Origin of the sequence: Pseudomonas sp. TNT2022 ID1044 (assembly GCF_028656895.1) — a bacterium.
In the GTDB taxonomy this organism is placed as follows: domain Bacteria; phylum Pseudomonadota; class Gammaproteobacteria; order Pseudomonadales; family Pseudomonadaceae; genus Aquipseudomonas; species Aquipseudomonas reinekei.
Genome location: NZ_JAMDHB010000025.1, coordinates 289,205 through 313,484, shown reverse-complemented (window position 1 = coordinate 313,484; position 24,280 = coordinate 289,205). Strand labels below are relative to the sequence as shown.

Genomic DNA, 24,280 nt, shown 5'->3' with positions numbered 1-24,280 from the left:
GTTTTCGGTCAGCGGCAACACCAAGATGGCCCCGTCTGAATTCAAGCAACTTACCGACTGTGAGGCTCCCTTGTGGATGCAGATCGCCTTACGTGAAGCTATTCAAAAGTCAGTATTGTATGAACTTCAACTGGCCTCAAACGGCGAGTAAGGTGTCGCCAACGTCACTCCGCGAGGCCCCAGGCTGTATTTAGTCATCGAACCGAAGATCAACTCGCGTAGATATTTGTGGCGCAGGCGAACCATCAAGACTCTTTGCGACCTTGACACACTCAACCCGCGAGCGCGGAACCAAACATTGCATTTGTCGGTTCGGTCTCGCAAGCCAAGTACACCGACGTAGAATGAACATCCCGAGGAACTTCACTACCAACCAATGAGCGATGGATTTTAGCCGCAAGCCACAGCAACTGTGCATACTCGCCCTCATGGAGATACAAAATGACGATGCCAGACGAGCGTTCACGCGCGGTGGTGCAGACTCGCGAATTTCTAGTTGAGCTAAGCCGAGATAGCTCCCTTCCAGATCGGGTGAGGCGTGATGCGAAGTTTTTGTTAAGACACTTTCCAACGCGAGATGAGGTGGCCTTGGCGGGACGAATAGAGGAACATAGCGACACTTTGCCTTTGGGAGCTTTGGGGCCCGTATTCAGCTCTACAATTGCTCGTTGAAAGCAGGCCCAAAATCGCACACGATTTGTTCTAAATGATTTGTTGGTGACAGTTCGCCGCCCCCTTCCCGGAAGGCTCCATCCAAGTTCACCGTTGCTCATCCATACTGAACCGATGAATACCCCAACGACCGCTCGGCGTCAGCTAAACAAGAAAGGCGAATTGCGTGATACCGCTATCGCTGCATTCTCGGATTTCAGCGCCAATCGCGTTTTGCTTAATGATTCCGAGCGGCTGCTTCAGATCAAAGTAGGGTTTTCCGCTCAACTTTTCCAAGTGGTCCGCATAGCTTTTGACCTTCAGGGGCGTAGCTTGGAGATGCTCCTCAACGCGTCAATCTCCACGATCAAGCGGCGCAGCCGTGAACAAAAGCCCCTCAACTCCGTCGCTTCAGAACGGCTAGATCGAGTTGCCGTGGTCTGCCATTTGGCTGAACAGGTGTTCCAAAATAGAAATATGGCCGTATGCTGGATGTCGAAACCAAACAAAGCCCTCGGCGGAGGTACGCCAGTACTGCTCTGTGGGACTGAGATTGGAGGCAAGCAGGTTCGACGGGTACTTCAAGCGCTGGAATGGGGAGGTCCTGCCTAGATTGGATTCAAAGCGTGAGCGATCCCCTAATTGACGCCTGGGTTTTAGGAAATCTCATTCGAGATGTCTTCGGCCGGACGCCCGCGGACAGCGTGCAGTTGATCGACCAAGTAAAAGCGCTACCCGTTGCTCGAAAAAGGTGGGCAGCGATTTGGTTGGGGATTAAGTGAAAATAAGATCCCACTCACGAGCCAACAAAACGCGGCACGCTGCCACGGAACCACCGAAACAGCGTTGTGACACCGTTTGCATATTGGCTTCGGTAACGTAGGTAATTACTTCGCCTCGCTCATCAAATAAAACGCCGCCCGCCCCTCTTAAGAGTGCGTGGCCCGCGACAACGTCATGTGCAGAAATCGGATAGAGAGAGACGCCACAGACTCCCTCCCCGGCGGCGACTTTGGCGAGCCTGTAGGCAATGGATGGCATTGCCACAAAAGTGCTGGGTTGGCAGAGCTCGCTGTTAAGTTCAGGGCTATTGATGGCAGCGTCACTGACCATCACGAACTCGTGTCTCGACAACGTTTTGGTAGAAAGCTGTGGCTCGATCGGCTGCCCATTTCGGATCACCTTGGCCATCCCGTCTGCCCAAGCTATGCAATCAGGCTTTCCCTCAATGGTGACAGGGGCATACACCACACCGAGTACCGGTAACTGTTTGTGCAACAGACCGATGGAAAGGGCTGAGCCTTTGAGCCCCTTGAGAAAGTCCGCGGTCCCATCGTTCGGGTCAACGACCCAGCACCAGGGATGGCCGCTCAGGCAATGTCCGGTTTCCTCTCCCCAGAAGTCGCAAGGAAAAAGCTTCAGCAGATGCTGACGTAAGTACTGTTCGATTTCTTCGTCGACGGCGGCCTTGTCACCTTGACCTCGTGGTCCGTCAACTCTCGCCCACTCGGCAATCAATAGCTGGCCAGCGCGAATAACGACCTCAATGGTCTGGGTGAGCAGTTGTTCAAGGTTGGGGTTTTGCACGAAATGTGAAGCCCTATGGTTGGGTGGGGAAATGCAATGGTCCTCGACTATAAGGCGACGCGAATTGCGCTTCAGTCGCCTATAAACTGTCAGCCAAACTGGCAACATCGCTTCTCAAAATCTGTGTGTGCGCTTCTGTCTCTTTCCGCATGACTCGATGGACTTCGTCTTCAGTCTACGCTTGCAATGACTGTTAATGGCTGATGAACTTACGTACAGCAGAAGAATTTCGCTGCCATCAAGACTCTATCCTTTTTGTGGTTAAGGATTGTAGGGGCAGGCTTTTCAAACTGTGCGCCCTGTTGCTTCACCTGTACCAGCAGGCAAGCCGCTTTCCCTTTCTGGGTGATGACGAACGTCTGCCCTTGCGCAAGCGACACCAGCAGACGGCGTATACAGCGGCGAGCCTGGCTTTTTGCTGTAAGTGGTGCGCATGTCTAATACCCCTGACCAGATCTCGGATACCCTAAGGGTCATTGATCGCCCTTCGCGACAGACAGTAATCGGCCAGTAGCGGACTCTCGGCAATCCGGGTCAGACTCCAGCTTGCGAAGAAGACACGTGATTTGGCGCTCTTCAACTTGACCATCGACAGCAAACTACGTGCCTGGGACTTAACCAAGCTGCGAGTCCGAGACTAGCCCATGGATAACCTTTCGACGTGTCGTACTTTGAAGCGGTACTGCAAGTCGCGTTCAGATTTGGCTAACAAGTCATTATCAGCTACCCAGATGATCACTTCGCCAACATAGGCAGAGCACCACCAAAAACCCGCCTATCGACATCAGCGCCGCACAGAGAAAAATCGCGGCATAGCCAAATCCTGAAGCAATAAGCCCCATGACCGGCCCGGCCATCCCCACTGCAATATCAAAGAACAACGAGAGAGCACTGAGCGCCGAATTTCGGTTCGCGGGAGGAGTGCTCGCCAATGTCTCCACGCCTAGCCCCGGATAAATCCATGACACCCCTATTCCGGTCAGCACTCCACCGGCAATGGCCAGAGCAGGAGACGGCGCGAGCCATATCAGCAGCATGCCCAAAGTTTGTACAAGTAGGCACCCCCCCACCACGCTGTACCCCCTGTATCGCTGCAGTATCCCAGGCGACGACAAGCGCGCAACGATAAAACCCGCCCCGAAACCACTCAGGCAGTAGGCCGCGTGATCCCAGCCCAGGCTGTCGAAATACAGTGCGACGAAAGCGGTCAGTCCGCCAAACCCTACCGAGCTACAGACCAGAACGAGGCCATTGGGCATGACGGCGAACAGCACTCGATGAAAGGCCAGACGGGCACCTGCCACCAACGGCGCCGGACGCTTGCCCAGTGCCAAAACCAGGAACACCAATCCGAACAATACCGTGCACAACCCAACACTGGCGAGGCCCAGTGAATGGCGAAGCAACACACCCAATGGCGCGCCGACCGCCGTACCGCCGTAGGCCGCGATCCCATTCCACGACATGACCTGTGCTGCCCGAGGGGCACCACATAACCCGATGGCCCATGTGCAGCAAGGCGTGGAGATCATGGCCGTGGACGCACCCAGTACCAGCCTGCCCAGCAGTAACAGAGTCAGGGTCAACCAGAGGTGGGTGGGAAGCATGATGGCGAGTGTCGTCAGGCTGCCGCTCACCATCAGGCCACCGAACCCACACACCACCGCGTATTTGGCTCCCAGTCGATCTGCTACACCGCCGGCCAACGGACGAGCCAGGAGTGTTGCAAAGTACTGCGAGCTGATCATTACACCAGCGAAAACTGAGGTCAGGCCCAAGTCATTGAGGACGTAGCCCGGCAACACCGCAAGCGGCAAGCCACTGCAAACGTAGGAGATAAAGTTGAAGACGATAATGGAAAGGATCAACCGATTGCTGCGGATTGTCTTACCGTTGCCATGACTTAAAACAACGAACTCGCCCATCACTCATGCCGCTCTATACCCCGTACAACATCCGCCAGCAGCTGCGGGTGTGATACGAACGGCTCGTGCGCCGTATCGATTTCGATCACCATGCCAGCACCGGCACGTTGCGCAAAACGGCGCTGCCAGTCGACGGGCAAAATGTTATCGCGCAGTGTGATGATGTAACTCGCCGGAATCATTCCCGAGTATCCCTCACGGCTGATGGAGTCTGTCGCCACACAGAGTGGCATAGTGTCCTGGCTCACTTCGCTTAACAACCAACTCAGAGTTTGCTCACTCAAGTCTTGACCGAACATGGCCACAGCCAGCGCTTGAGGAGTAGTTTGCGCTGGGTCCAGCGGCCAGCCGACATGTTCCGGGCTTTCGCCGTGTAACGTATTGCCAAGCAACTCCAGAATGGATTGGCCTTCACTGGGCAATGCGCAGGCTAGGTACACCAGCTGCGAATACAGCTGAGGAGCAGCCAGCACCATCATCGGCAGCACGGCCCCGGCGATGGAATGCCCAAGCAACATGGCCTGGCTCACACCCAGAGCATGCAGGTCTTCATTGAGTTCGTTGACTACATCGTCCAGCCGCAGAGATGCAACATCCCGACCACGCTTCTTGCCGCACCCAGGCATATCCAGAGTGATCACTCGTTCGAAACATCCGGGTTGCTGGTTTAACGTCTCCATAAAAGGCCCCCAACACCACGAGCCATGGTTGCCGCCATGCAGCAATACTAAATCAGTCATGCGCACACTCCTTGCTGCGGGCTCCGGTGGTCCCTGTTCTGATCACTTGATTGCATAGCAGCCCACGGCGACGACGTACCCATTCACCCGCTGCAGAAAAGTCCTCTTGTATTCGTTCTGCCCGGTCATAGGGTTGCGCCACTGATAGGTGATTTCCCCTGCTTCATGCGTATTCATTTGCTTGAGAATGTCCTCGCCAATCGGCTTGCCGTCGGTTGAGCGCAATGACTTGAAGTCAGTGCCGATCAGCCGGGGCGAAAAGCCGTGAGCGACGAACCGCTTGGTTTTCAGGTCCACCACAAAGGCATAGAGATCATCCTGGGTAAGCTGCTTATCGTGCTGATTAATGAGCCCGACAGTGGCATTCGCGTCGCTGGCAACTTGCGACGAAATCTGGCGCAGCAGCTGTTGTGCCTGTTCAGGACTGGACCGTGGCATGTAGTAACCCACGGAGATCACCCGATCTTTCACACGTTGATAGAACACGCGCTTACGCTCGACCTTACCGTGTTGCCAGTTCCACCAGCGGTATTCGGCGCTACGCACAATGCCGTCGTCTGGCTGCGAAATGGCTTGTTGGAATGCAGCCTTGAGGTCGTCGTCCAGAACGCTGACCACCGGTTTTCCGACCAGTGAAACCGAAGGCCCTCCGCTGGCAAGCATTACACCGGAAGTATCGACCACGTAGATGTACAGTTCACCATCGACATAGGCTCCTTGGCGACTGAACTCGGCCAGGGCGGTGTCGCCCTTAGCTTTGTATTCGGCGACAGCTTTTAACAGCAAGGCGTTGACACGCTGGGTGTCGGCACCATAGGCATCCGCTGGCGCTTGTTGAGCCATGCCGACAAGAGAGACAAGGCACAGGCCAAGGACAGTGAACGCTCGAAAGAGGCTCATGGGTGTTGTTCCTCTGGTGATTTTTTTGACGGCCGAAGGTCCACCGTCAGATTGTCAATAAGCCGCGTTTTGCCGATGCGCGCGGCCACCAGAATCACAAAGTGAGTATCGGAGCTGGTCAGAGGTTTTAAATCCTGAGCATTCCTGACTTCAAAGTATTCCAGCTGAAAACCGGCGTCGCTTATACGTTGATGACATTCAATCAACTGGCGCTCAGTCACCCGCCCCTCAACCTGGATACTCGCCGCCATTTGCTTCAAACAAGCGTAAAGGACGGGAGCCAGCGAACGCTCATGGTCACTCAGATAGACGTTGCGCGACGATAATGCCAAGCCGTCCGCAGCCCGGATCGTCGGTGCACCGACGACATCAGTCACCATATTGAGATCCCTGACCATCGAGCGGACGACTGCCAACTGCTGATAGTCCTTTTCACCGAAAACCGCCACGGCTGGCTGAACGATGTTCAGCAGCTTGGTAACGACAGTGGCCATCCCGTCAAAGTGACCAGGGCGTATCGCGCCGCAAAGACCTTCAGACACGTTTGGCACGCTGACGATGGCCTGGTTGAGCATTCCATCCGGATAAATTTGTTCGACAACAGGTGCAAAGAGCACATCGCAGCCAGCGTTGACCAACTTCTCCCGATCGGCGTCGGGCGTCCGGGGATAGTTGGCAAGATCTTCATTAGCCCCAAACTGGAGTGGATTGACGAAGATGCTGGCGACCACAAAGTCGGCTCGCTGCTTCGCGCAATGAATCAGGGAGATATGACCGTCATGCAAGTTGCCCATTGTCGGCACCAGTGCGACTTTCTTGTTTTCACCTCGTGCACGGGTCACGAGCGCACGAAGCGAGTTAACGGTATCGACTGTCAGCACCGCTTCACGCCTCTTGGACTAATTGAGCTTCGATCGCATCAAGCAAACGAGGATCATCAGCCGCAATGTCCGGAGCGAAACGAGCAACGACCGTGCCCTGCCGGTCAATCAGAAACTTTTCGAAATTCCAGAGTACGTCCGTTGTGTTGCCTGACTCGATGCCATAACCCTGCAGACGCTCCCGAAAAGGGCCCTCACCCATTGTTTCGGGTTGTGCGGCAATCAGCTCCGCGTAGAGAGGATGCTGGTCCGCACCGACAACGGAGATTTTCGAGAACAGCGGAAAGTGAATGTCATAGTTCACTGAACAGAACTCAACGATTTCTACATCGCTACCCGGTTCTTGTTCCTTGAAGTTGTTGGCAGGGAAACCCAGTATTTCCAGGCCTTGGGATTTTTTGTCTTGGTAAAGTTTTTCCAGGCCCTCGTATTGCGGGGTAAGCCCGCATTTTGAAGCGACGTTTACCACCAGCAGCACTTTGCCCCGATAGTCGCCAAGGGTACGGATGCTTCCATCGATCTGCTTCAGCGAAATGTCGTAAAGGGAGTTACTCATCTGTTTGCCTCATGCAGTTGTGCTTCAAAGGGTACGGCCGATGATTTCTTTCATGATTTCCGAGGTGCCGCCATAGATACGCGCGACCCGGGCGTCGACCCAGGCGCGGCTGATCTTGTATTCACTCATGAAGCCGTAACCGCCATGCAACTGCAGGAACTCATCAAGCAGTTTGCCCTGCATTTCCGAGCCCAGCAGTTTGGCCATTGCCGCAATTTCCGGCGTCAGTTCACCGCGCATCACTTTGGCCAGGCAGTCGTCGACGAACACCCGCAACATGGTGGCCTGGGCCTTGGCTTCAGCGAGTTTGAAGCGGGTGTTCTGGAAGTCGAGCACCGGTTTCCCGAAGACCTTGCGCTCCCGGGTGTAGCCGATGGTTTCTTCCAGCAGCGTGTCGATGGATTGCGCAGCACGGATCGCGATGATCAGGCGTTCCCAAGCCAATTGATGAGTCAGGTATTTGAATCCCATCCCCTCCTCACCCAATCGATTGCCGACGGGCACCCGGACTTCATCAAAAAACAATTCGGCAGTGTCTTGCCCTTTCAGGCCAATCTTTTCCAGCAGACGCCCCTTGGCGAAGCCGGCTCGGTCTTCCTCAACGCAGATCAGGGTCAGTTCCTTCGCCGCTGGATCAATCTTGGTGGCGGTGACCACCAGGCCGGCATTGCCACCGTTGGTGATAAAGGTCTTCTGGCCGTTGACGATGTAGTCATCACCGTCACGCCGCGCCGAAGTGCGCATGGCGCGCAGGTCGCTGCCAATGCCCGGTTCGCTCATGGCAATCACGCCAATCAATTCACCGCTGACCATGCGCGGCAGCCATTGCTGCTTCTGCTCTTCGCTGCCATAGGCAACGATGTAAGGCGTGACGATTTCCGAGTGGGTGGTGAAACCCACGGCGGTAGCGTTGGCCCGCGCCAGCTCTTCGATCATAACCGCCGAGTGACCAAAGTCGCCTCCGGGGCCGCCATATTCTTCGGGGACCGTAGAGCACAACAATCCGTTCTCACCGGCCTTGAGCCAGACGTCCTTGGGAACGATGCCGTTCTTTTCCCATTCATGCAGGTAGGGCACGATTTCGCGATCGACGAAACGGCGGGCCTGATCACGGAACATGTTGTGGTCTTCTCGAAATACGCCACGCATTTTGCTTACTCCAGATCGATTCTTGTATTGGGCGATGGGTAATCAGCGGTCCTGGTAATTGGGATCGCGCTTGTCGACAAAAGCCGCCACCGCTTCATGATGGTCTTCGGTGTGATGCGCCAACGCCTGATACGCCGCCGACAATTCCAGCAGCGAATCGAGGCGCATATGTTGGCCTTCGCGCAGCAGGCGCTTGCACAGGCGCAACGCATGACCCGGGTTGCTGGCGATTCGGCGCGCAAGCGCCTGCGCTTCCGATTGCAGCGTTTCGTGGGTGCAGACTTGCTCGACCAGGCCCCATTCCAGCGCCTTGGCTGCGTCGATCGCGTCACCGGTAAACGCCATCAGGCTGGCTTTCGGGATGCCGATGATGCGCGGCAACAGCCAGGCGCCGCCGTCACCCGGAACGATGCCCAGGCGCACGAAACTCTCGGCGAAGATCGCCTTGGGCGCCGCCAGCCGGATATCGCACATACAGGCAAGATCGAGGCCCGCACCGATCGCCGGGCCGTTAACCGCGGCGATCACCGGGATGTCCAGCTCATAAATCGCCAGGGGAATACGCTGAATGCCGTCCCGGTAGGTATTGCGCAGTTCATACGGCGAGCCGGCGAAAATGCCGCCGCGCTCGTGCATGTCCTTGACGTTGCCACCGGCACAAAAAGCGCTGCCAGTACCGGTGAGCACCATGACCCGTACCGACATGTCACGGCGCAGTTCGGCGCAGAGATCGACAAACTCCTGGATCTGCTCGCGCGTCGTCAGGGCATTGCGCGTGTCGGGATGGTTCATGCGCACGGTGACGATGCCGCCCTCGCGCTCAATCTGAAGAAACGGGCTCATACCGGATTACTCGCGAGACGGGTTAAGGGTTGTTGGCCATGGCGGGTGAGCAACGACCAGTATCCATCGCTGCCGCCCTGGCATATCTGAGTGCCCAGGCGCTGGCTCCAAAGGCTGGCCGAGCCGAATTCACTGCGCCACGCCCACAACCGACGGGTGAGCAGATGCAGCGGATATTCCTCGGTAAAGCCGATGGCGCCATGCACCGAATGGGCGATGCCGGCACCAACGCTGGCGGCTTCGGCCGTGCTGATTTTTGCCGCGGCAATGGTCAGCGCTGCGAGCCCCGAACTGGATTCCGTGAAGGCTGCCTCGGCCGCTATGCCGGCGGCGGCGGCCTGCTCAGCGAATACGGCGAGCTGCTGTTGAATGGCCTGGAAAGAACCGATCGCCTTGCCGAACTGCTTGCGCTCACCGGCGTAGTTGGCGGTCATGTCCAATAGCCCATGCAATGCCCCGGCAGACTGTGCCGCGCGCAACATTGCGCCGCCCAACTCCAGAACATTGGCGTCGAGCCCGCCGGGCAGCGGCGCTTGCGCCAGTACCTGGGCGCTGGTGAAACCCAAATCATCGCGCGGTTCGCCCGCCACATTCAGACTCAACGTCAGCTCGCTCGCCGCGCTTCGCGGCAGCAGCACCACATGCGCAACTCCGGTTGGGCTATTGGCGATGGCGACGACCGCTTCAACGTTGCGCCCCCAAGGAACCGAACAGGCGGTGCCATAAACGCGCTCGCCTTCAAGTACCAGATCGGAATTGGCGGCCACGCTGATTGCACCCGCCCTTCCCTCCAGGCCGGCCTTGCTCAGCAGCCAGTTGCCGAGCAACGCCTCACCCAGTGGCGCGGGCACTGAAAAGCGCCCGGCGGCTCGGACCAACACATACATATCGGCCCAACTGGCTTCAGCGCCACCCAGCGCTTCGGATACACCCGCCTGGGTGAAGCCCGACTCGTCCAGCGCGGCCCACAACTCGGCCGGCCATTCGCCACCTTCACAGCCCATCACGTAAGCCGGCGTCGCCAGATCGGCAAACAGGCGTTCAATCGTCGCTTCGAATATCTCGCGCATTATCGCAACCCCAGGCCGCGGGCAATGATGCCGCGCAGAATTTCACGAGTGCCCCCGCGCAGTGAGAATGAGGGCGCCATCTGTGTCAGGTAAGCCAGTACGCGTGCATGCTCGCTGCCGCCGTCCTGCCGTGGCTCGGTTTCCAGCAACAGCTGGGCAACCTCGGGGATTTCCTGCTCGAAGGCATTACCAAGGTCTTTGACGCAGGACGCCGCCCAGGCGGGTTGTTCACCCGCTGCCAACTGTGCCGTGACCGACAACGACATATTGCGCAGCGTCAGCAGCTTGGCTGACAGTCGCCCGATCTCCCGCGCTTGTAGTGCGTCAGGGGTCTTGCCCACCGCGTCGATCAGTGTTTTCAACAACGCCATGCAACTGAGGAACCGTTCAGGGCCGCTGCGCTCGAAGGCCAGTTCGGCGGTCACCTGATCCCAACCCTTGCCCTCAGTGCCAATCAAGGCGTCGGCGGGCAGCCGCACATTGTCGAAAAACACTTCGTTGAAGTGCTCGCCACCGGCCAGGTCGCGAATCGGGCGGATGGTGATGCCGGGCAGGCTCAGGTCGACGATAAATTGCGACATGCCTTCATGCCGGGCCGCTTGTTTTTCACCGGTACGCACCAAAGCAATCATGTACTGCGAATGGTGCGCGTTGGTGGTCCAGACCTTCTGGCCATTGACTAGCCAGCTATCGCCATCACGCACCGCAGTGCTTTTGATCGAAGCCAGGTCCGAGCCGGAATTGGGTTCGCTCATGCCAATGCAGAAGTAGCTTTCACCCCGGCAAATGGCTGGCAGGTAGTGCCGTTTTTGTTGCTCGGTACCGAAGCGATTGATCAGCGGCCCGCTTTGCCGGTCGGCGATCCAGTGCGCCGATACCGGCGCACCGGCGGCCAGCAATTCTTCAATGATCACGTAGCGCGCAAAAGGACCCGCCTCGCCACCACCATACGCTTTGGGCAAGGCCATGCCGACCCAGCCTCGCGCGCCGAGTTTCTTGCTGAACTCAGCGTCGAAGCCCATCCAGGACTGCGCACTCAAGGTTGGGGGGTAATCGGCCAGTGTGTCGAGAATGAACGCCCGCACTTCGGTGCGAAGCGCTTCCGCCTCGGGAGGAATATTGCTGTAGGAAAATTGACTGATGGCCATATGCGCTCTCTAACGCTGAACACAGGCGCAATCGCTCCGAACGAAGCGACCACAGAACGGCAACCGCTCCACAGTCGCCGTTGGCCGGCGACTGTAGGAACAGCGGCAACTTACAACGCGGTTTGCGCGTCAGCGTCGGCGAACATCGCATTGATGTCGCCGGAAGTGACCGGCTTGTTGTCATGGCGACCGTGATCGGCACCACCCAAGCCCAGCGCTGGCTCGATGCTGACGTGCGTGGCCTGAGCCCGCAGCGCGCCGACCGTACAGTTTTCCCGACCATGGATGGAGAACGGATCAAAGGAAAACTCACGCATGGCGTTCAAGTGAGTGACCTTGTCGATCATTTCTTTAGGCAGGTGCTGCAACCCTTCCCACGCGGTCTCCGGCGAGTTCGGCCAGGTGCAGTCGGAGTGCGGGTAATCGCTTTCCCATGTGACCATCTCGGCGTTCAGATAATCGAGGTTCTTCAGGCCGAAATTATCTTCAATGAAGCAGGTGATGAAGTGCTTGTTGAAGATGTCGCTGGGCATCTTCCCGTCGAAGTTGGAATTGGTCCACGCGTTGTGGTGACGGTGGGTGAAGTCAGCACGCTCCAGCAAATAAGGAATCCAGCCGATGCCGCCTTCGGAAAGCGCCATGCGCAGGTCCGGGAATTTCTTCCACATCGGCGCCCAGATCCAGTCAGCGGCGGAGTTGGCGATGGAAATCGGCATGGAGGTAATCCAGGCGTCGATAGGCGACAAATCCGAAGCGTGTTGAGCTTTCACGCCGGTACCGATATGACAGCAGATCACCACCTTGTTATCGCTGCAGGCTTTCCACAGCGGGTCCCAGTAATCACTGTGGATCGACGGATAGCCATGAATAGCCGGGTTGTCCGACAGCGAAAGTGCGTGCACGCCCTGTTTGGCCAGACGTTCGACTTCAGCAGCGGCGGCTTTCATGTCCCACCACGGCACGATCATCAGCGGAATGAAGCGGCCTGGCGCAGCGTTGCACCAATCGTGCAAATGCCAATCGTTGTAGGCCTGGATGGCCGCCATCGACACATCGCGATCAGCGTGTACCTGGAAACGTTGGCCGGCAAAGCCCGGGAAGGTGGGGAAACACAATGAACCGAGCACGCCGTTGGCGTTCATGTCGTCGACGCGGTCCTTGATGTTCCAGGTGCCACGGCGCATCTGGTCGTAGCCCAGTGGCTCCATGCCGTATTCCTCTTTGGGTCGACCAACCACGGAGTTAAGGCCCATGTAGCCAGTGGCCTGCTCCTCGAAGACCCACACATCACGATCACCCTTTTTCACCACATGCGGCTCACGCCCCTTGAAACGGGCAGGCATATGGCGAGCAAAAGCATTCGGCGGCTCGATCGCGTGGTCATCGACGCTGACAAGAATCAGATCTTCAACTTTCATTGTTTTCCCCTTCGCATTCGGGCTTGTTGTTGTGCCTGAATCATAGTGCACATCACTAACTAATTAAACACATTTTTTGAATGTGTTCATATTAATTCAGGCACACAGTCCATCAGTCCCACAGCACGTGCAGATAGTGCGGACCGCGCAGCTGTGCGCCGACGATCTGCGGCCCGGGTTTGTCTGGGTCGAGACGGATGTTGGGCATCAGATCGAGGATCGCATTCAGTGCGCAGTTGATCTCGGTTTTGGCCACGAATTGACCGATACACATGTGTGGGCCAAAGCCAAAACCAAACGAAGGTTTGGGCTTGCGGTCGATGTCGAATTTATCGGCGTTTTCGAAGGCGTCTTCGTCGCGATTGGCTGAGGTCACGATGCATTGCACCATTGCCCCTTTGGGGATGGCTACACCGCGAATCTCCAGGTCCTTGGCGGCCTGACGCACCTTGAAAGTGGCCACAGGCTCGAAGCGCACCGCTTCGTCGATGGCCTTGTTTACAAGGCTTCGGTCATTACGCACCCGCTCCAGCACATCCGGATTTTGCAGCAGCAACGACATCAAGGTACCGAAGGTGCGAGTCGTGGTTTCGCTGGCAGCCGGGAGCAGTGAGCGTACAAAAGTGGCGATTTCATGATCGTCCAGCGACCGTCCTTGATACTCCGCGTTGATCAGCCGGCTGATCAGGTCATCGCCCGATGCGCCCTCAGCGCGACGCTCGGACACCACCACTTTCACCACATCATACAAAGCCTGAGCGGCCTGCATCGCGGCGCCACGGGCCGCGGCGGCTTTTTCCGGATCGACTTGCGGGCCCGCCAGGATGGCCAGCGCCCAGGCCGCGTACTGCTCGATCTGCTCGGGACGATCCTCGGGAAAGCCGATCAACGAGTAAATCACCCGGATCGGAAAATACAGGGCAAAGTCCATCAGGTCGGCGCCCTTGGCCGGCACCATCGGCTTGAGATACTCCTCGCGAATCACCCGATCGATCTTGGTTTCCTTCCAGCGATTCACCGTCTCGGGCATGAATACCGGTTGCAGCAGGTTACGGATGTTCTTGTGAGCATCCCCGTCCATTGCGGTAAGGATCAAACCATCGAAAAACGCCCCCAGCCCCTCGGCGATAAAACCGCTGGTAAAGGTGCCGGCGTCACGCATGACCGCCATGACATCGTCGTATTTGAACAGTGTGAAGGTTGGCCGGTTGGCATCCAGGCCGGCAATCGACGGCACGCCCAGACTCGCCATGAAGTTGCCTTTCAGCACAGGCGAATTGGCGCGCATATCGCGGTAAGTCGCGTGCAGGTCGATATCGCTGGTACCGCGATAATTACTGGCTACGTCGGTGAAAGCCTTTGTCAGGTCGTTCTGCGCCGGTGTGGACATAATCGTCTCCGCTATTTTTGTCATTATTTTTTGTCAGGCAGCTGCTGAAGGCCATACCTTCCGCCTGATAATAGGCCTGACCAGATCTGTATTGGACACTTATTAATATTTCGATTAACTATTTGTGCTGCGAGACGTGTCAGTAGGCCTGCTGCACCAGTGTCATGCGGCCACCCGCCAACATCAGGGCGCAGTACAGCCCCAGCTCTGCCACTTGGGCGTCGGAGAAAAACTCCCCGAGTCGCACGAAATGCGTGTCGTCGATCTCCAGGTAATCGCTGGCAAACAACTCGGCATAACGCAACGCGGCACGTTCGGCTGGCGTGAAGGCCTCGCTGTCTGTGGCCATGCACGCAATATCCTCTTCCGTCACTGCGTCAGACTTGCGCGCCAGTTGGCAGGCCTGGCAAGTGGTGATGCTGGCGATTTTCAGCCGCACCAACTCGCGCAAACGCTCATCAAGCAGGCTGTCGCTGTGCAGGCTCTCCATCAAACCCAGCCAGGCCAGGGCTACCTTGGGTCGGTGAGCCCAGACCTGCACCGGCGTCGTTGAACTGAGCATGCGACTGCGCCTGCCCCGCTCTACCGCGTCTTGCAACGCAGACGGCATGGCATCCAGCGGGATCAGCGGTAGACGTGCCATCTCAATCGAGCCGTTCGATGATGGTCGCCGTACCCATACCGCCGGCGCAGCAAATGGCTTGCAAGCCAAAACGCCCGCCTCGGCGTTCAAGCTCGTTCAACAAGGTGGTCATCAATCGCGCACCACTGGCGCCCAATGGATGACCGAGGGCAATAGCGCCACCGTTGACGTTCAACTTGTCGTGCGACACACCTGTCTCCTGCATCCAGGCTAGCGGCACCGAGGCAAACGCTTCATTGACCTCGAACAAGTCGATGTCGTTGATGTTCAGCCCAGCCTGGCTCAACACCTTTTGAGTGGCAGCAATCGGGCCGGTGAGCATTAATGTCGGATCGGAACCGACGGTTGTGAACGCCACAATCCGCGCTCGAGCCCTGAGCCCGAGTTTTTTCGCGGTTTCGGCACTCATTAACAGCAATGCCGCTGCTCCGTCGGAGATCTGTGACGAGTTGCCAGCGGTGATTCGACCGGTGTCCGGACGAAAACTGGTTTTAAGCGTCGACAGTTTTTCCCGCGATGTATCACGGCGAATGGTTTCGTCGTAGCGCAACACAGCAACTGGCTCCGTCAGCACCTGCTCACGTATCTCCTCGACCGCAACCGGCACTATTTCATTATCGAAATAACCGGCATCGGACGCCGCGGCAGCGCGCTGATGGCTGGCAAAAGCGAAATCATCCAGCGCATCGCGACTGAGCGCCCATTTGTCGGCGATACGTTCAGCAGCCTCGCCCTGACTGGTCAGTTCATAGCGTTGCGCTGCCATCCAGCCAAACGCCTCGCCGTGGATTTCACGGTTACTGCCCATGGGCACGCGGCTCATGTTTTCCGCGCCACCCGCCACCACGATATCAGCGGAGCCCGCCGCGATAGCACCAACGGCCAAATGCACGGCCACTTCGCCCGAACCACATTTACGGTCGATAGTCAGCCCAGGCACGGTGACCGGCCAACCGGCACCGAGCAAGGCCGTGCGGGCAATGTTGGCGGACTGCTCACCAATTTGCGTGACATTGCCGAAGATCACGTCATCGATCAGCGTGGGCGACACATCGGCCCGCTCCAGCAAACGACTGATTACCAGCGACCCAAGGTGATCGGCGCGTACGCCGGCCAGGCTGCCTCGGAACTTACCGATTGGCGTGCGGACCGCATCAACAATGACGATATCCTTCATAGCGCACTCGCCTTGAGCCCTGAACCCGGAACCTGTTTACCCTCTTCGTAGCGGTAAACCCCCTGCCCTGACTTGCGCCCCAGCCGCCCGGCAGCAACCATTTTGATGATCAAAGGGCACGGCCTGAATTTCTCACCCAGGGTCTGGTGCAGATAGCGCAGAACAGACAGCCGGGTATCCCAACCGGTCAGGTCACCCAGTTCCAACGGGCCCATCGGATGGTTGAAGCCCAGACGCAGTGCCGTGTCGATGTCTTCGGCGGTCGCGGTGCCTTCCTGCAGCATCCACATCGCCTCGTTACCCAATAGGGCAGACATGCGACTGGTGGTCAGTCCTGGCGATTCGTTGACGATGATCGAGGTTTTGCCAATCTGCTCGCAGAGGGTGCGAGTGCGCGCCACCACCTCATCACTGGTCGCCAACCCCCGCACGAGCTCCACCAGTTTCATTTTGTGCACGGGGTTGAAGAAGTGCATGCCGATCACACGATCTGCACACTCAACTGACGCCGCAATTTCGGTCACGCTGAGGGCCGACGTATTGGTCGCGATAATCGCGTCCGGCGCCAGCAGTGGCGCCGCCTGCGCGAGCACCGCCTTCTTCACTGCCAACTGCTCGGAGACCGTCTCTACCAGCCAATTGGCACCACTCGCCGCTTCACTCAAGTCGCTGCAGGTCAGCAGATTGGCCAACGATTGCTGGGCTTTTTCTTCGCTGACTTTGCCCAGGCGCACGCCATCGGCGAGGATTTTTTCGATGCTCGCCCTGGCGCTTGTCAGGGAAGCGGCATTGGTGTCGACCAACACCGTGCTGAAACCTGAGCTGGCGAACGCATGCGCAATACCGGTGCCCATCAGACCCGCACCGACGACGACTACTTTTTCTTTATTGGCGTTCATGTTTGGCTCTCGATTAGGCGCGGTTCTTTTTACTGACCACATTGCGCAACGTGCCAATGCCTTCGACGCTGGCTTCGACCACATCGCCTTCCTTAAGGAACAGACCGGTGCCCATCCCCACTCCCGCCGGCGACCCCGTGAACAACACATCGCCACAGGCAAAACTCGAGCGCTGCTGGACAAAGCGGATCAGATGATCAACACCCCAGGTCATTTCGCCGGTGGAGCCGTCCTGGCGCGTTTCGCCATTGACTTTCAAGGTCAGGCGCAGCGTCGGTGACCCTTGCGGAAATTCATCTTTCGTGACGATCCAGGGACCAAGTCCGGTGGTTTGATCCTGGCTTTTGGCTGCGAACAGATCCATGCCAATACCCGCCGGCCCGCTACGCTGCAGGTCTCGAGCGCTGACGTCATTGCCGACGGTGTAACCGAGCACGCAAGCAAGCGGGTTTTCCAGGTCAATCTCGTCAGTGCCGATGACCGCTACCAATTCAACTTCGTGATCGAGCTCTTCAGTCAACGGTGGAAAGCGGATCGGGTCATTGGCGCCAATCAGCGCGCCATAGGCCTTGAGAAAGGCGACTGGCTGGGACGGCGCACTCAATCCAAACTCCACCAAATGCTTGGCGTAATTGGCGCCTGCCACGACCACCCGGTTGACGGGCTCTATCGGTGGCAACAGACGAACTTTTGAGAGTGGCAGCGCTGGGCCGGCGAAACGCAACGAACTGATGCCGCGTCCGGCAGCCACGCCAGGCGCCCAGTCTTTGAAATTGCCGGAAATCGGCGTCACCTGATCTTGGGCGACATCGACCACCGCCCAAAAAACGCCCGTTTCAAAATACTCACATCGCGCCAGTTTCATCAGGCACCTACCTTGCCCAACTTGGCAGGATCGATGTGCAGCAAGCGGCATGCGTTTTCATAGCGAATCTTGCGCAAATCGGCGTCGGACAACTTCAGGCCATGCGTCAGGTCGTGACGCACGGCATCGCTACCGCCAAAGTTGCTGCCGTAGAGCACATGGTCTGCACCGATGATATCGACCAAGGCCTGGCGCATCGGTACTTCATGCAGCTCTACGTCGAAGTAGAAGTTTTTCATGTACTCGAGCAGCGGCTTTTTGTTGTATTTGACGTCGAGGTTCTCGTTGGTCTTGGCCAGACGACCGAGCTGGTACGGGACATAGCCGCCACCATGGGTGATGTACACCTTCAGGTCAGGGAAGCGATCCAGTACGCCACCGCAAATCAGGTTCCAGAAACAACGGCTTTCGTCGTACTGCATGCCCACGATAGCGGTGGTTTCGTAGCGGTCGTCGTTGGCGTTCTTGCCCCAGGTGACCGACTGGTTGTAGCCGTGAATAAACATCGGCAGATCCAGGTCGCAGAGGGTTTTCCACACCACGTCGAGTTCCGGCGAATCAAACTCCAGGCCGCCGAAGTTGGCGCCGCCAGCGACCAGACCCTTGGCACCCAGTACGGTGCAGGCGTAGCGCAATTCAGCCGCCGCCGCTTCTGGCGCATTCAAAGGCACGTGAGCCCAGAACATCAAGCGATCAGGGGCTGCAGAGCAGTATTCCGCCAGCGTCTCGTTGACGGTACGGGCGAACGGGACGGCGAATTCGGCTTCGGTCCAGTACATGTAGCAGTGGGACGGAACGGAAACCACCTGCAGGTTTTGCCCCGCCGCGTCCATGCCAGCCAAACGCACTTTCGGATCAGCCCAGCGAGCAAAATACTCTTCAAGCTTGGGACCCTTGCCGGAACGCACGGCAGCCTTACGCTCTGGCGAGCCAAGACCGAGAATCCAGTCACCAACACGCAGCTTGATATCGCCATCGGCGTGCTGCTCGAAGAACGGCCCCCAGTGAGGGTGCTGGTTGTAATAGCCAGGGTGCGGTGCGTGGGCGTGAAGATCGATAAGCATGTCTAGGTACCTCGAAGTTGGCACTTTTTGTTGGTTATTTGTGCGGTGCCTTCACGTGACCTGGTTCAAGTAGCCACGAGAAGGGGAAGCCGACGGCTCACTGCCAAGATCAGAGCTTAAGATTAAATTGAGCAGAAATCAAAATACTGTTCAATTTATTTTATCGACGCACGAAGACGCCTGACCCAGAGCCTTCAACCCGCGTCGAAAAATGCTTATAGGGGTCCAAAATTTTGAGCCAGTCTCGAAAAAGAGTGGAATGCAGGCGGGGAAAAATTAGCGTACGGAAACGCAAAGCCCCCGATATACGGGGGCTTTGGATAGCGTGATGGGCAGTGCTTGAACGTCAGCGGCGTGTGCGCGAGGTAGACCCCATGATCAGCGCGCCCAGGAGTTTTTTCACCCGGACCGGGAATAATCGACGCCCTGCGGCTTCTGGCACGAGAATTTCGCTCAACACGTACCGAATGATCATTTCGCAGATCAGTTCACGATCAAGACGCACTCCGAGGCGTTCGTCCCAATCGTCGAAAACGATGCCCAGGCCATCCTGAAAACGCACGATCGAATCGTGGAAAATTCGTCGGAAGAAGCCCAGTGCGTAGTCGGGAGCAACCACCAGAAGACGGCGCGCCCGACTTTGCTCCAGGTAGTTGTCGAGATAGGCAAACAGCGCGTTCAAGCGCGCTTCCGGATCACTGATGTGACCGAGTTCCTGGGACAGCGAGCTGTGAAAACTCTCGCGCTTGTGGCGCGAAAAGGTATCCAACAAGTCTTCTTGCGAGGCGAAATAGCGATAAAAGGTGCCACGGGAAACACCCGCTACCTGGCACACATCCAGGATTGAAATACGATCCGCGCCAGACATCAGCACGACTTCTTCAGTGGCTTTAAGGATGTTGGCAATGGTTTCTTCGGAACGGCGATTCGGCTTGACCTTGGTGCCTGCAACAGAGTTGGCGGCAGCACGGCGTTCTACGGGTTTAACCGGGCTCGCTCCTGCATCAGGCGCCGCATTTTTTTTGGACCTGGGTGCCGGCGCAGGCGCGTCTGCTTTCTTGGATGCGGCTTTTGGCATGGAGTGACGGGCTCATGAAGAGTAAGAATTGTGCAACGTTACCACAGGATCTGTGCATAAATAACACTATATGTTCAACTTTTAGCTAAAGACATTTGCGTAGTTTGTATTTAGAATCGAATTCTCTCTTCAAAATAAAATCAGGCGGCCCGATCGGTATGGGTGCCTAAAAGGAGAAAATTGATGGGCAGCAGTGGAAATCCAGACACCTGGGCAGTGGGAGAACGAGACACTGTCATTGATGCGTTAGATCGTGCGGTAGCAAGGCATCCAGACAAAATATTGCTGGATTTCAGTGGTGAGTTATACACATATGCTCAGGTTGACTCACTCTCGACCAAGATGGCCAACGCACTGGCCACCCTGGGCGTCAAAGCCGGTGAAACCGTGCTGACGATGCTGGACAACAACATCGATGCCGTCACCACCTGGCTGGCCATCAACAAGCTCTGCGCTGTGAGTGTGCCGATCAACACCGCGCTCAAGGGCGAGTTTCTTCGCCATCAGATCGCCGATACCGGCACCTCGGTGGTGATTTGCGAAGCAGCCTACCTGCCACGCATCACCCCGCTCGCTGCACAGCTGCGGGACGTCCACCACATTCTTCACCGTGGCACCCTTGAGGCGGTACCTGATTGCCCGATTCGCATTGCGCCACTTGATGAATGGCGTGGCCATGACGCCACCCCACTCGTCAATAAACCGCAACCTTCAGACCTTGCCTGCCTGATTTACACCTCGGGTACAACGGGCCCTTCCAAGGGCTGCATGATCAGCTACAACTTCATGTGCAATCTGGCGCGCCTGCAACTTCGCGCCGGCCCGGCCAGTGCCGACGACGTGACCATTACGCCCCTACCCCTGTTTCACATGAACGCGCTGTGTGTGTCGATTATTGCCAGCATTCTGGTGGGCGCGCGCGCCGCCATTCTTGCGCGATTCTCGGTCTCGAATTTCTGGCCTGAAGTGGAGCGCTCGGGCGCGACCATTGCCTCGATCCTGGGCGGCATGGGCGGCCTCCTCGCCCAGGCGCCAGATAACGAAGCGATGTTGCGCTGCGTCGGGCAGATCCATACCGCCCGTGGCAACCCTTACACCGAAGACACCAAGAAGATCTGGCGCGAGCGCTTCGGCACCAGGCTGGTCGGCGGCAACGGCTATGGCTTGACCGAAGCCTGCGTTATCACTTCGCTGGCTGCCGGGGAATACGCCGCGCCCGGCTCGTCGGGTAAACGAATTGCGGATTTTGACGTCAGAATCGTCGACGACCTCGATCAAGAAGTGCCGCCCAACTCCGCTGGCGAAATCGTGGTGCGCCCTCTCCGTCCAGACATCATGTTCCAAGGCTACTGGCGTCGTCCGGAGGATACCCAGAAGCTGATGCGCAATATGTGGTTCCACACCGGCGACGTTGGCAAATTCGATGATGATGGCTTCTTCTATTTTGTCGACCGCAAGAAGGACTATATGCGTCGCAGGGGGGAGAACATTTCCAGCTTTGAAATGGAAGCAGCCTTTGCTTCTCACCCGGCACTGGCCGAAGTGGCGGTGCATGCCGTGCCGTCAGATAAAGGCGAGGATGATGTGAAGGTGACTGCCGTGCTGCATGAAGGCGTCACGCTTGAGCCGGAGCAACTGTTCCATTGGGCCACCGACTCGGTGCCCTACTACGCCTTGCCGCGCTATATCGAGTTTCGCAGCAGCTTGCCGAAAAACCCACAGGGTCGGGTGTTGAAGTATCTGCTGCGTGATGAAGGTAAAACTGACACCACCTGGGATCTGGAAACCACTTCGATCGTAGTGTCCAAAAAGTAACTGACCTACCTGCATGTGTCGGCCATCCAACGTCGAAAGCCCGCTTTGAAGCGGGCTTTCGCGTCTCTTCGGTCTGGTATCGCCTTTGCAGAAGCGAGCTTGCTCGCTCCTGCATTAATCGGTTGAAATCAATACTCGCGCACGGGAATGCCCTTTGGTCGGGAGTTGTAACCGGGTAGATGCAGGCCTCCGTCGACGTGAATGGTTTCGCCGGTGATAAAGCGCGACATCTCCGACGCTAGGAATACCACCACCGGGCCAATGTCGGCTTCAGGTTCGCCACAGCGGCCCAGTGGACGCATTGAAGCGGACATTTCGGCAAAGCCCGGGTTTTCCTCGGCAAGTTTGTGGAAGGTGGCGCCCATCGCGGTAGGTGCGATGGCATTGGTTCGAATGTTGAACCGCCCCCATTCAGAGGCAGCGCTGCGAGTCAGCCCCACAATCGCGGCCTTCGCCGTGTTGTAGTCGCCATGCAACCAGGCGCCGATCTCGATATCGATGGAGTAGAAGTTGATAATCTTGCCGCCACCCCGCGCTTTCATGTGGGGCAGCGCGGCCTTCATCGCCCACCAGGCCGCCCACACTGTAGAACCAAGGGTTTTCTCCAGCATTGCATCGGTCTTCTCTTCCAGAAGAACATTGGGCGTTGGCGCAAATGCGTTGTTGACCAGAATGTCCAGCCCACCAAACTGATCAACGGCCAATTGCACGGCGGCTTCGATATCGGCCTTGCTGCACACGTCAGTCTTGATGAACACCGCTTGGGCACCCAGCGCTTTAAGTTCGGCGACTACGGCCTCGCCACTGGTGACATCCAGCTCGGCGACCACCACGGCAGCGCCCTCTTTGGCAAAGTTCAGCGCGATGCCGCGGCCTATTCCGCCACCTGCACCGGTAATCAACGCGACCTGTTCGTTTAGCAGTGCCATAGCCACTCCATTTCTTGTTTTTTAGTGAACATTATTGGTTATAGTGTTCAAATATAGCTGATTTCGTCAGCCAGAACAGTACTGGAACAAGGATATTGAGGATGAGTGTATTTCGTCGGCGCGTGGACATCGTTGCTCATCCCGGCAATGGCACGGGTGAAGTCCGCGCCACCCTGGAGGACGACTTCCATCACTTCCGTGTCTGGGTCTGCCACCATGAAGGTGAAGTCACCGCCATTGGCGGTGAAGCGCTGCGCTACCCTTATTCCTTGTGTCCGCAGGCTTGCGATCAATTACAGCAGTTGCTGGGTATGAAACTGGACCGGATAGCCCACTCCGTCACCCGGCAGACCGATGCCAGTCATCAATGCACCCATCTGCTGGACCTGACGGGCCTTGCCGTCGCCGCTGCCGCACGAGGTACCCACCAGCGCCGTTATGACATCAACATCGGCCAGCGCATCGCCAACCGCACTCGCGCTACGTTGATACGGGACGGCAATGAAGACCTGACCTGGGAAGTCAACGGCACCCTGATCGAAGGACCTTCACCTTATTGCGGCATTAACCTTCGCGAAGGCATGGCACGCTGGGCACTGAATACCCTCAATGAAGAAGCTGCCGAAGCGGCACTTTTACTGCGCCGCTGCACCCTGATTTCCATGGGGCGCGCGTACAACCTCGACGAGCAGATTCACGCCGCCACCACCGCTCTTTGTTACAGCCAACAACCCGAACGCGCGGAGCAGGCATTGCGCATGAAGGGCTCGACCCTGGACTTCAGTCATGAACAGCTGAAATTGTGCGCCCTGGATCAGGAATGGCTGAGACAACGGCACTAGTCAATCCGCTCTTGCGTCAAGAGCAATGCGGCCAATGCTGTTAAGGCACGGCGATCCGGGTTCAACCCAGACCGCCGATACGAACTAGAGGAAGACCGCCAGATTGGGGGTTCCGAGCACCGCCTGGTCGATGATGACTTCGCGCCGCGCCAGCTTGAATCCTGCCTCACTCAGGCGCAGCACATCACGCCGCTCACCACTGATGATGTCGACGTGGTGGTCTTTGAACCGGCTGCGGGTCAGTAGCAGATAACTGGTCACCACGAACTCATCGCTCTTGTCGGTTTCTTCGACAAACACGTTGGTCACCAGACGCCGGGTACGCGAGGGAGGGTCTTCCGCCCAGGCGCTTTTGCCAGACAGGCGCAGGATTCGGCCCATGATCGAGCGGTAGTCATCGTGGTAATGCTGAACGCTGCGCACGATGGTGGTTTTTAACTCGGCGGCCAAGCGCGTCTGGCGCAGCGGCACGGTGTACACCAGGTCGGTGTCCAGGCGTTCAGCCCACTCCTGCAGGCGAATCTGGTCGAGCAGCGTGGCCTCCTCGTAGAGGAAGGTCACCACATCGTTGTAAATCGGCGAACCCACCGGTACTCGCTTGGTACCGACTGGGGAACCCGGCTGGATATCCTCCACACCGCGTTGTTGAACCTGAGCCATGAGTCATTCCCTCACTTTTATTCTTGTGAATGCTGATAACAGCGATGGCG

Annotated in this window: 24 protein-coding genes and 1 pseudogene; 5 read left to right on the top strand and 20 right to left on the bottom strand. The window is 57.4% G+C overall.

Features of this window, described 5'->3' with window-relative positions; all coding sequences use genetic code 11:
- Positions 1-441: 441 nt before the first annotated feature.
- Both M5G20_RS26770 and M5G20_RS26765 read left to right on the top strand, forming a co-directional pair.
- A complete protein-coding gene (locus M5G20_RS26770; protein WP_273921661.1) occupies positions 442-672 on the top strand; it encodes a BPSL0761 family protein in 231 nt (76 codons plus the stop codon).
- A gap of 114 nt (positions 673-786) precedes the next feature.
- Entirely contained in the window at positions 787-1,263 is a 477-nt protein-coding gene (locus M5G20_RS26765; protein ID WP_273921660.1) for an antitoxin Xre/MbcA/ParS toxin-binding domain-containing protein, read from the top strand.
- A 162-nt stretch (positions 1,264-1,425) separates the two neighbouring features.
- Here M5G20_RS26765 and M5G20_RS26760 read toward each other — a convergent pair whose 3' ends face one another.
- Positions 1,426-2,238: an inositol monophosphatase family protein gene (locus tag M5G20_RS26760; RefSeq protein ID WP_273921659.1), complete on the bottom strand. Its 813-nt coding sequence runs from the start codon at positions 2,236-2,238 to the stop codon at positions 1,426-1,428.
- 527 nt (positions 2,239-2,765) lie between these two features.
- Between M5G20_RS26760 and M5G20_RS26755 the strand changes: the two are divergent.
- A pseudogene (locus M5G20_RS26755) lies at positions 2,766-2,876 on the top strand (integrase); the annotation flags it as partial.
- Positions 2,877-2,957: 81 nt separating this feature from the next.
- Here the strand turns inward: M5G20_RS26755 and M5G20_RS26750 are convergent.
- The 17 genes from M5G20_RS26750 to M5G20_RS26670 form a co-directional block, all read right to left on the bottom strand.
- Positions 2,958-4,163, bottom strand: coding sequence for an MFS transporter (locus M5G20_RS26750; RefSeq protein ID WP_273921658.1), 1,206 nt, complete (start codon positions 4,161-4,163; stop codon positions 2,958-2,960).
- Positions 4,163-4,903: an alpha/beta fold hydrolase gene (locus M5G20_RS26745; protein ID WP_273921657.1), complete on the bottom strand. Its 741-nt coding sequence runs from the start codon at positions 4,901-4,903 to the stop codon at positions 4,163-4,165. The genes M5G20_RS26750 and M5G20_RS26745 overlap by 1 nt, the downstream gene beginning before the upstream one ends.
- A gap of 42 nt (positions 4,904-4,945) precedes the next feature.
- Positions 4,946-5,803, bottom strand: coding sequence for a cache domain-containing protein (locus M5G20_RS26740; RefSeq protein WP_273921656.1), 858 nt, complete (start codon positions 5,801-5,803; stop codon positions 4,946-4,948).
- Positions 5,800-6,684, bottom strand: coding sequence for a pantoate--beta-alanine ligase (panC, locus tag M5G20_RS26735; RefSeq protein ID WP_273921655.1), 885 nt, complete (start codon positions 6,682-6,684; stop codon positions 5,800-5,802). Before panC ends, M5G20_RS26740 begins: the two co-directional genes overlap by 4 nt.
- Before the next feature lie 4 nt (positions 6,685-6,688).
- Positions 6,689-7,240, bottom strand: coding sequence for a glutathione peroxidase (locus M5G20_RS26730; protein ID WP_273921654.1), 552 nt, complete (start codon positions 7,238-7,240; stop codon positions 6,689-6,691).
- Between the two features lie 24 nt (positions 7,241-7,264).
- Entirely contained in the window at positions 7,265-8,389 is a 1,125-nt protein-coding gene (locus M5G20_RS26725) for an acyl-CoA dehydrogenase family protein (protein WP_273921653.1), read from the bottom strand.
- 42 nt (positions 8,390-8,431) lie between these two features.
- Entirely contained in the window at positions 8,432-9,232 is an 801-nt protein-coding gene (locus M5G20_RS26720) for a crotonase/enoyl-CoA hydratase family protein (protein ID WP_273921652.1), read from the bottom strand.
- Positions 9,229-10,302: an acyl-CoA dehydrogenase family protein gene (locus M5G20_RS26715; protein WP_273921651.1), complete on the bottom strand. Its 1,074-nt coding sequence runs from the start codon at positions 10,300-10,302 to the stop codon at positions 9,229-9,231. The genes M5G20_RS26720 and M5G20_RS26715 overlap by 4 nt, the downstream gene beginning before the upstream one ends.
- Positions 10,302-11,450 (bottom strand): acyl-CoA dehydrogenase family protein, encoded by a 1,149-nt coding sequence (locus M5G20_RS26710; RefSeq protein ID WP_273921650.1) that lies wholly within the window; start codon positions 11,448-11,450, stop codon positions 10,302-10,304. The genes M5G20_RS26715 and M5G20_RS26710 overlap by 1 nt, the downstream gene beginning before the upstream one ends.
- A 110-nt stretch (positions 11,451-11,560) precedes the next feature.
- Entirely contained in the window at positions 11,561-12,868 is a 1,308-nt protein-coding gene (locus tag M5G20_RS26705) for an amidohydrolase family protein (protein WP_083376144.1), read from the bottom strand.
- Between the two features lie 112 nt (positions 12,869-12,980).
- Entirely contained in the window at positions 12,981-14,258 is a 1,278-nt protein-coding gene (locus tag M5G20_RS26700) for a cytochrome P450 (protein WP_273921649.1), read from the bottom strand.
- Positions 14,259-14,397: 139 nt separating this feature from the next.
- Entirely contained in the window at positions 14,398-14,901 is a 504-nt protein-coding gene (locus M5G20_RS26695; RefSeq protein ID WP_273921648.1) for a carboxymuconolactone decarboxylase family protein, read from the bottom strand.
- Between the two features lies 1 nt (position 14,902).
- A complete protein-coding gene (locus M5G20_RS26690) occupies positions 14,903-16,078 on the bottom strand; it encodes a thiolase family protein (protein WP_083376142.1) in 1,176 nt (391 codons plus the stop codon).
- Complete coding sequence (locus M5G20_RS26685) at positions 16,075-16,977, bottom strand: 3-hydroxyacyl-CoA dehydrogenase (protein WP_083376141.1); 903 nt, start codon at positions 16,975-16,977, stop codon at positions 16,075-16,077. The genes M5G20_RS26690 and M5G20_RS26685 overlap by 4 nt, the downstream gene beginning before the upstream one ends.
- A 13-nt stretch (positions 16,978-16,990) precedes the next feature.
- Complete coding sequence (locus tag M5G20_RS26680; protein ID WP_020300780.1) at positions 16,991-17,842, bottom strand: fumarylacetoacetate hydrolase family protein; 852 nt, start codon at positions 17,840-17,842, stop codon at positions 16,991-16,993.
- Positions 17,842-18,906: an amidohydrolase family protein gene (locus M5G20_RS26675; protein WP_020300781.1), complete on the bottom strand. Its 1,065-nt coding sequence runs from the start codon at positions 18,904-18,906 to the stop codon at positions 17,842-17,844. The genes M5G20_RS26680 and M5G20_RS26675 overlap by 1 nt, the downstream gene beginning before the upstream one ends.
- 346 nt (positions 18,907-19,252) lie before the next feature.
- Positions 19,253-19,984 carry a TetR/AcrR family transcriptional regulator gene (locus M5G20_RS26670; RefSeq protein ID WP_263286174.1) on the bottom strand — a complete coding sequence of 244 codons (732 nt, stop codon included), beginning with the start codon at positions 19,982-19,984 and terminating at the stop codon, positions 19,253-19,255.
- 183 nt (positions 19,985-20,167) lie between these two features.
- On the opposite strand from M5G20_RS26670, the gene M5G20_RS26665 reads away from it, so the two are divergent.
- Positions 20,168-21,799, top strand: a complete 1,632-nt coding sequence (locus M5G20_RS26665) for an ATP-dependent acyl-CoA ligase (RefSeq protein ID WP_273921647.1) — start codon at positions 20,168-20,170, stop codon at positions 21,797-21,799.
- Positions 21,800-21,927: 128 nt separating this feature from the next.
- Here M5G20_RS26665 and M5G20_RS26660 read toward each other — a convergent pair whose 3' ends face one another.
- Positions 21,928-22,728, bottom strand: a complete 801-nt coding sequence (locus M5G20_RS26660; protein WP_273921646.1) for an SDR family NAD(P)-dependent oxidoreductase — start codon at positions 22,726-22,728, stop codon at positions 21,928-21,930.
- A 101-nt stretch (positions 22,729-22,829) separates the two neighbouring features.
- Between M5G20_RS26660 and M5G20_RS26655 the strand changes: the two genes are divergently transcribed.
- Positions 22,830-23,570: a DUF2889 domain-containing protein gene (locus tag M5G20_RS26655; RefSeq protein ID WP_273921645.1), complete on the top strand. Its 741-nt coding sequence runs from the start codon at positions 22,830-22,832 to the stop codon at positions 23,568-23,570.
- Between the two features lie 84 nt (positions 23,571-23,654).
- Here M5G20_RS26655 and M5G20_RS26650 read toward each other — a convergent pair whose 3' ends face one another.
- On the bottom strand, positions 23,655-24,230 hold the full coding sequence (locus tag M5G20_RS26650) for an aromatic-ring-hydroxylating dioxygenase subunit beta (protein ID WP_020300786.1): 576 nt from the start codon (positions 24,228-24,230) through the stop codon (positions 23,655-23,657).
- Positions 24,231-24,280: the final 50 nt, after the last annotated feature.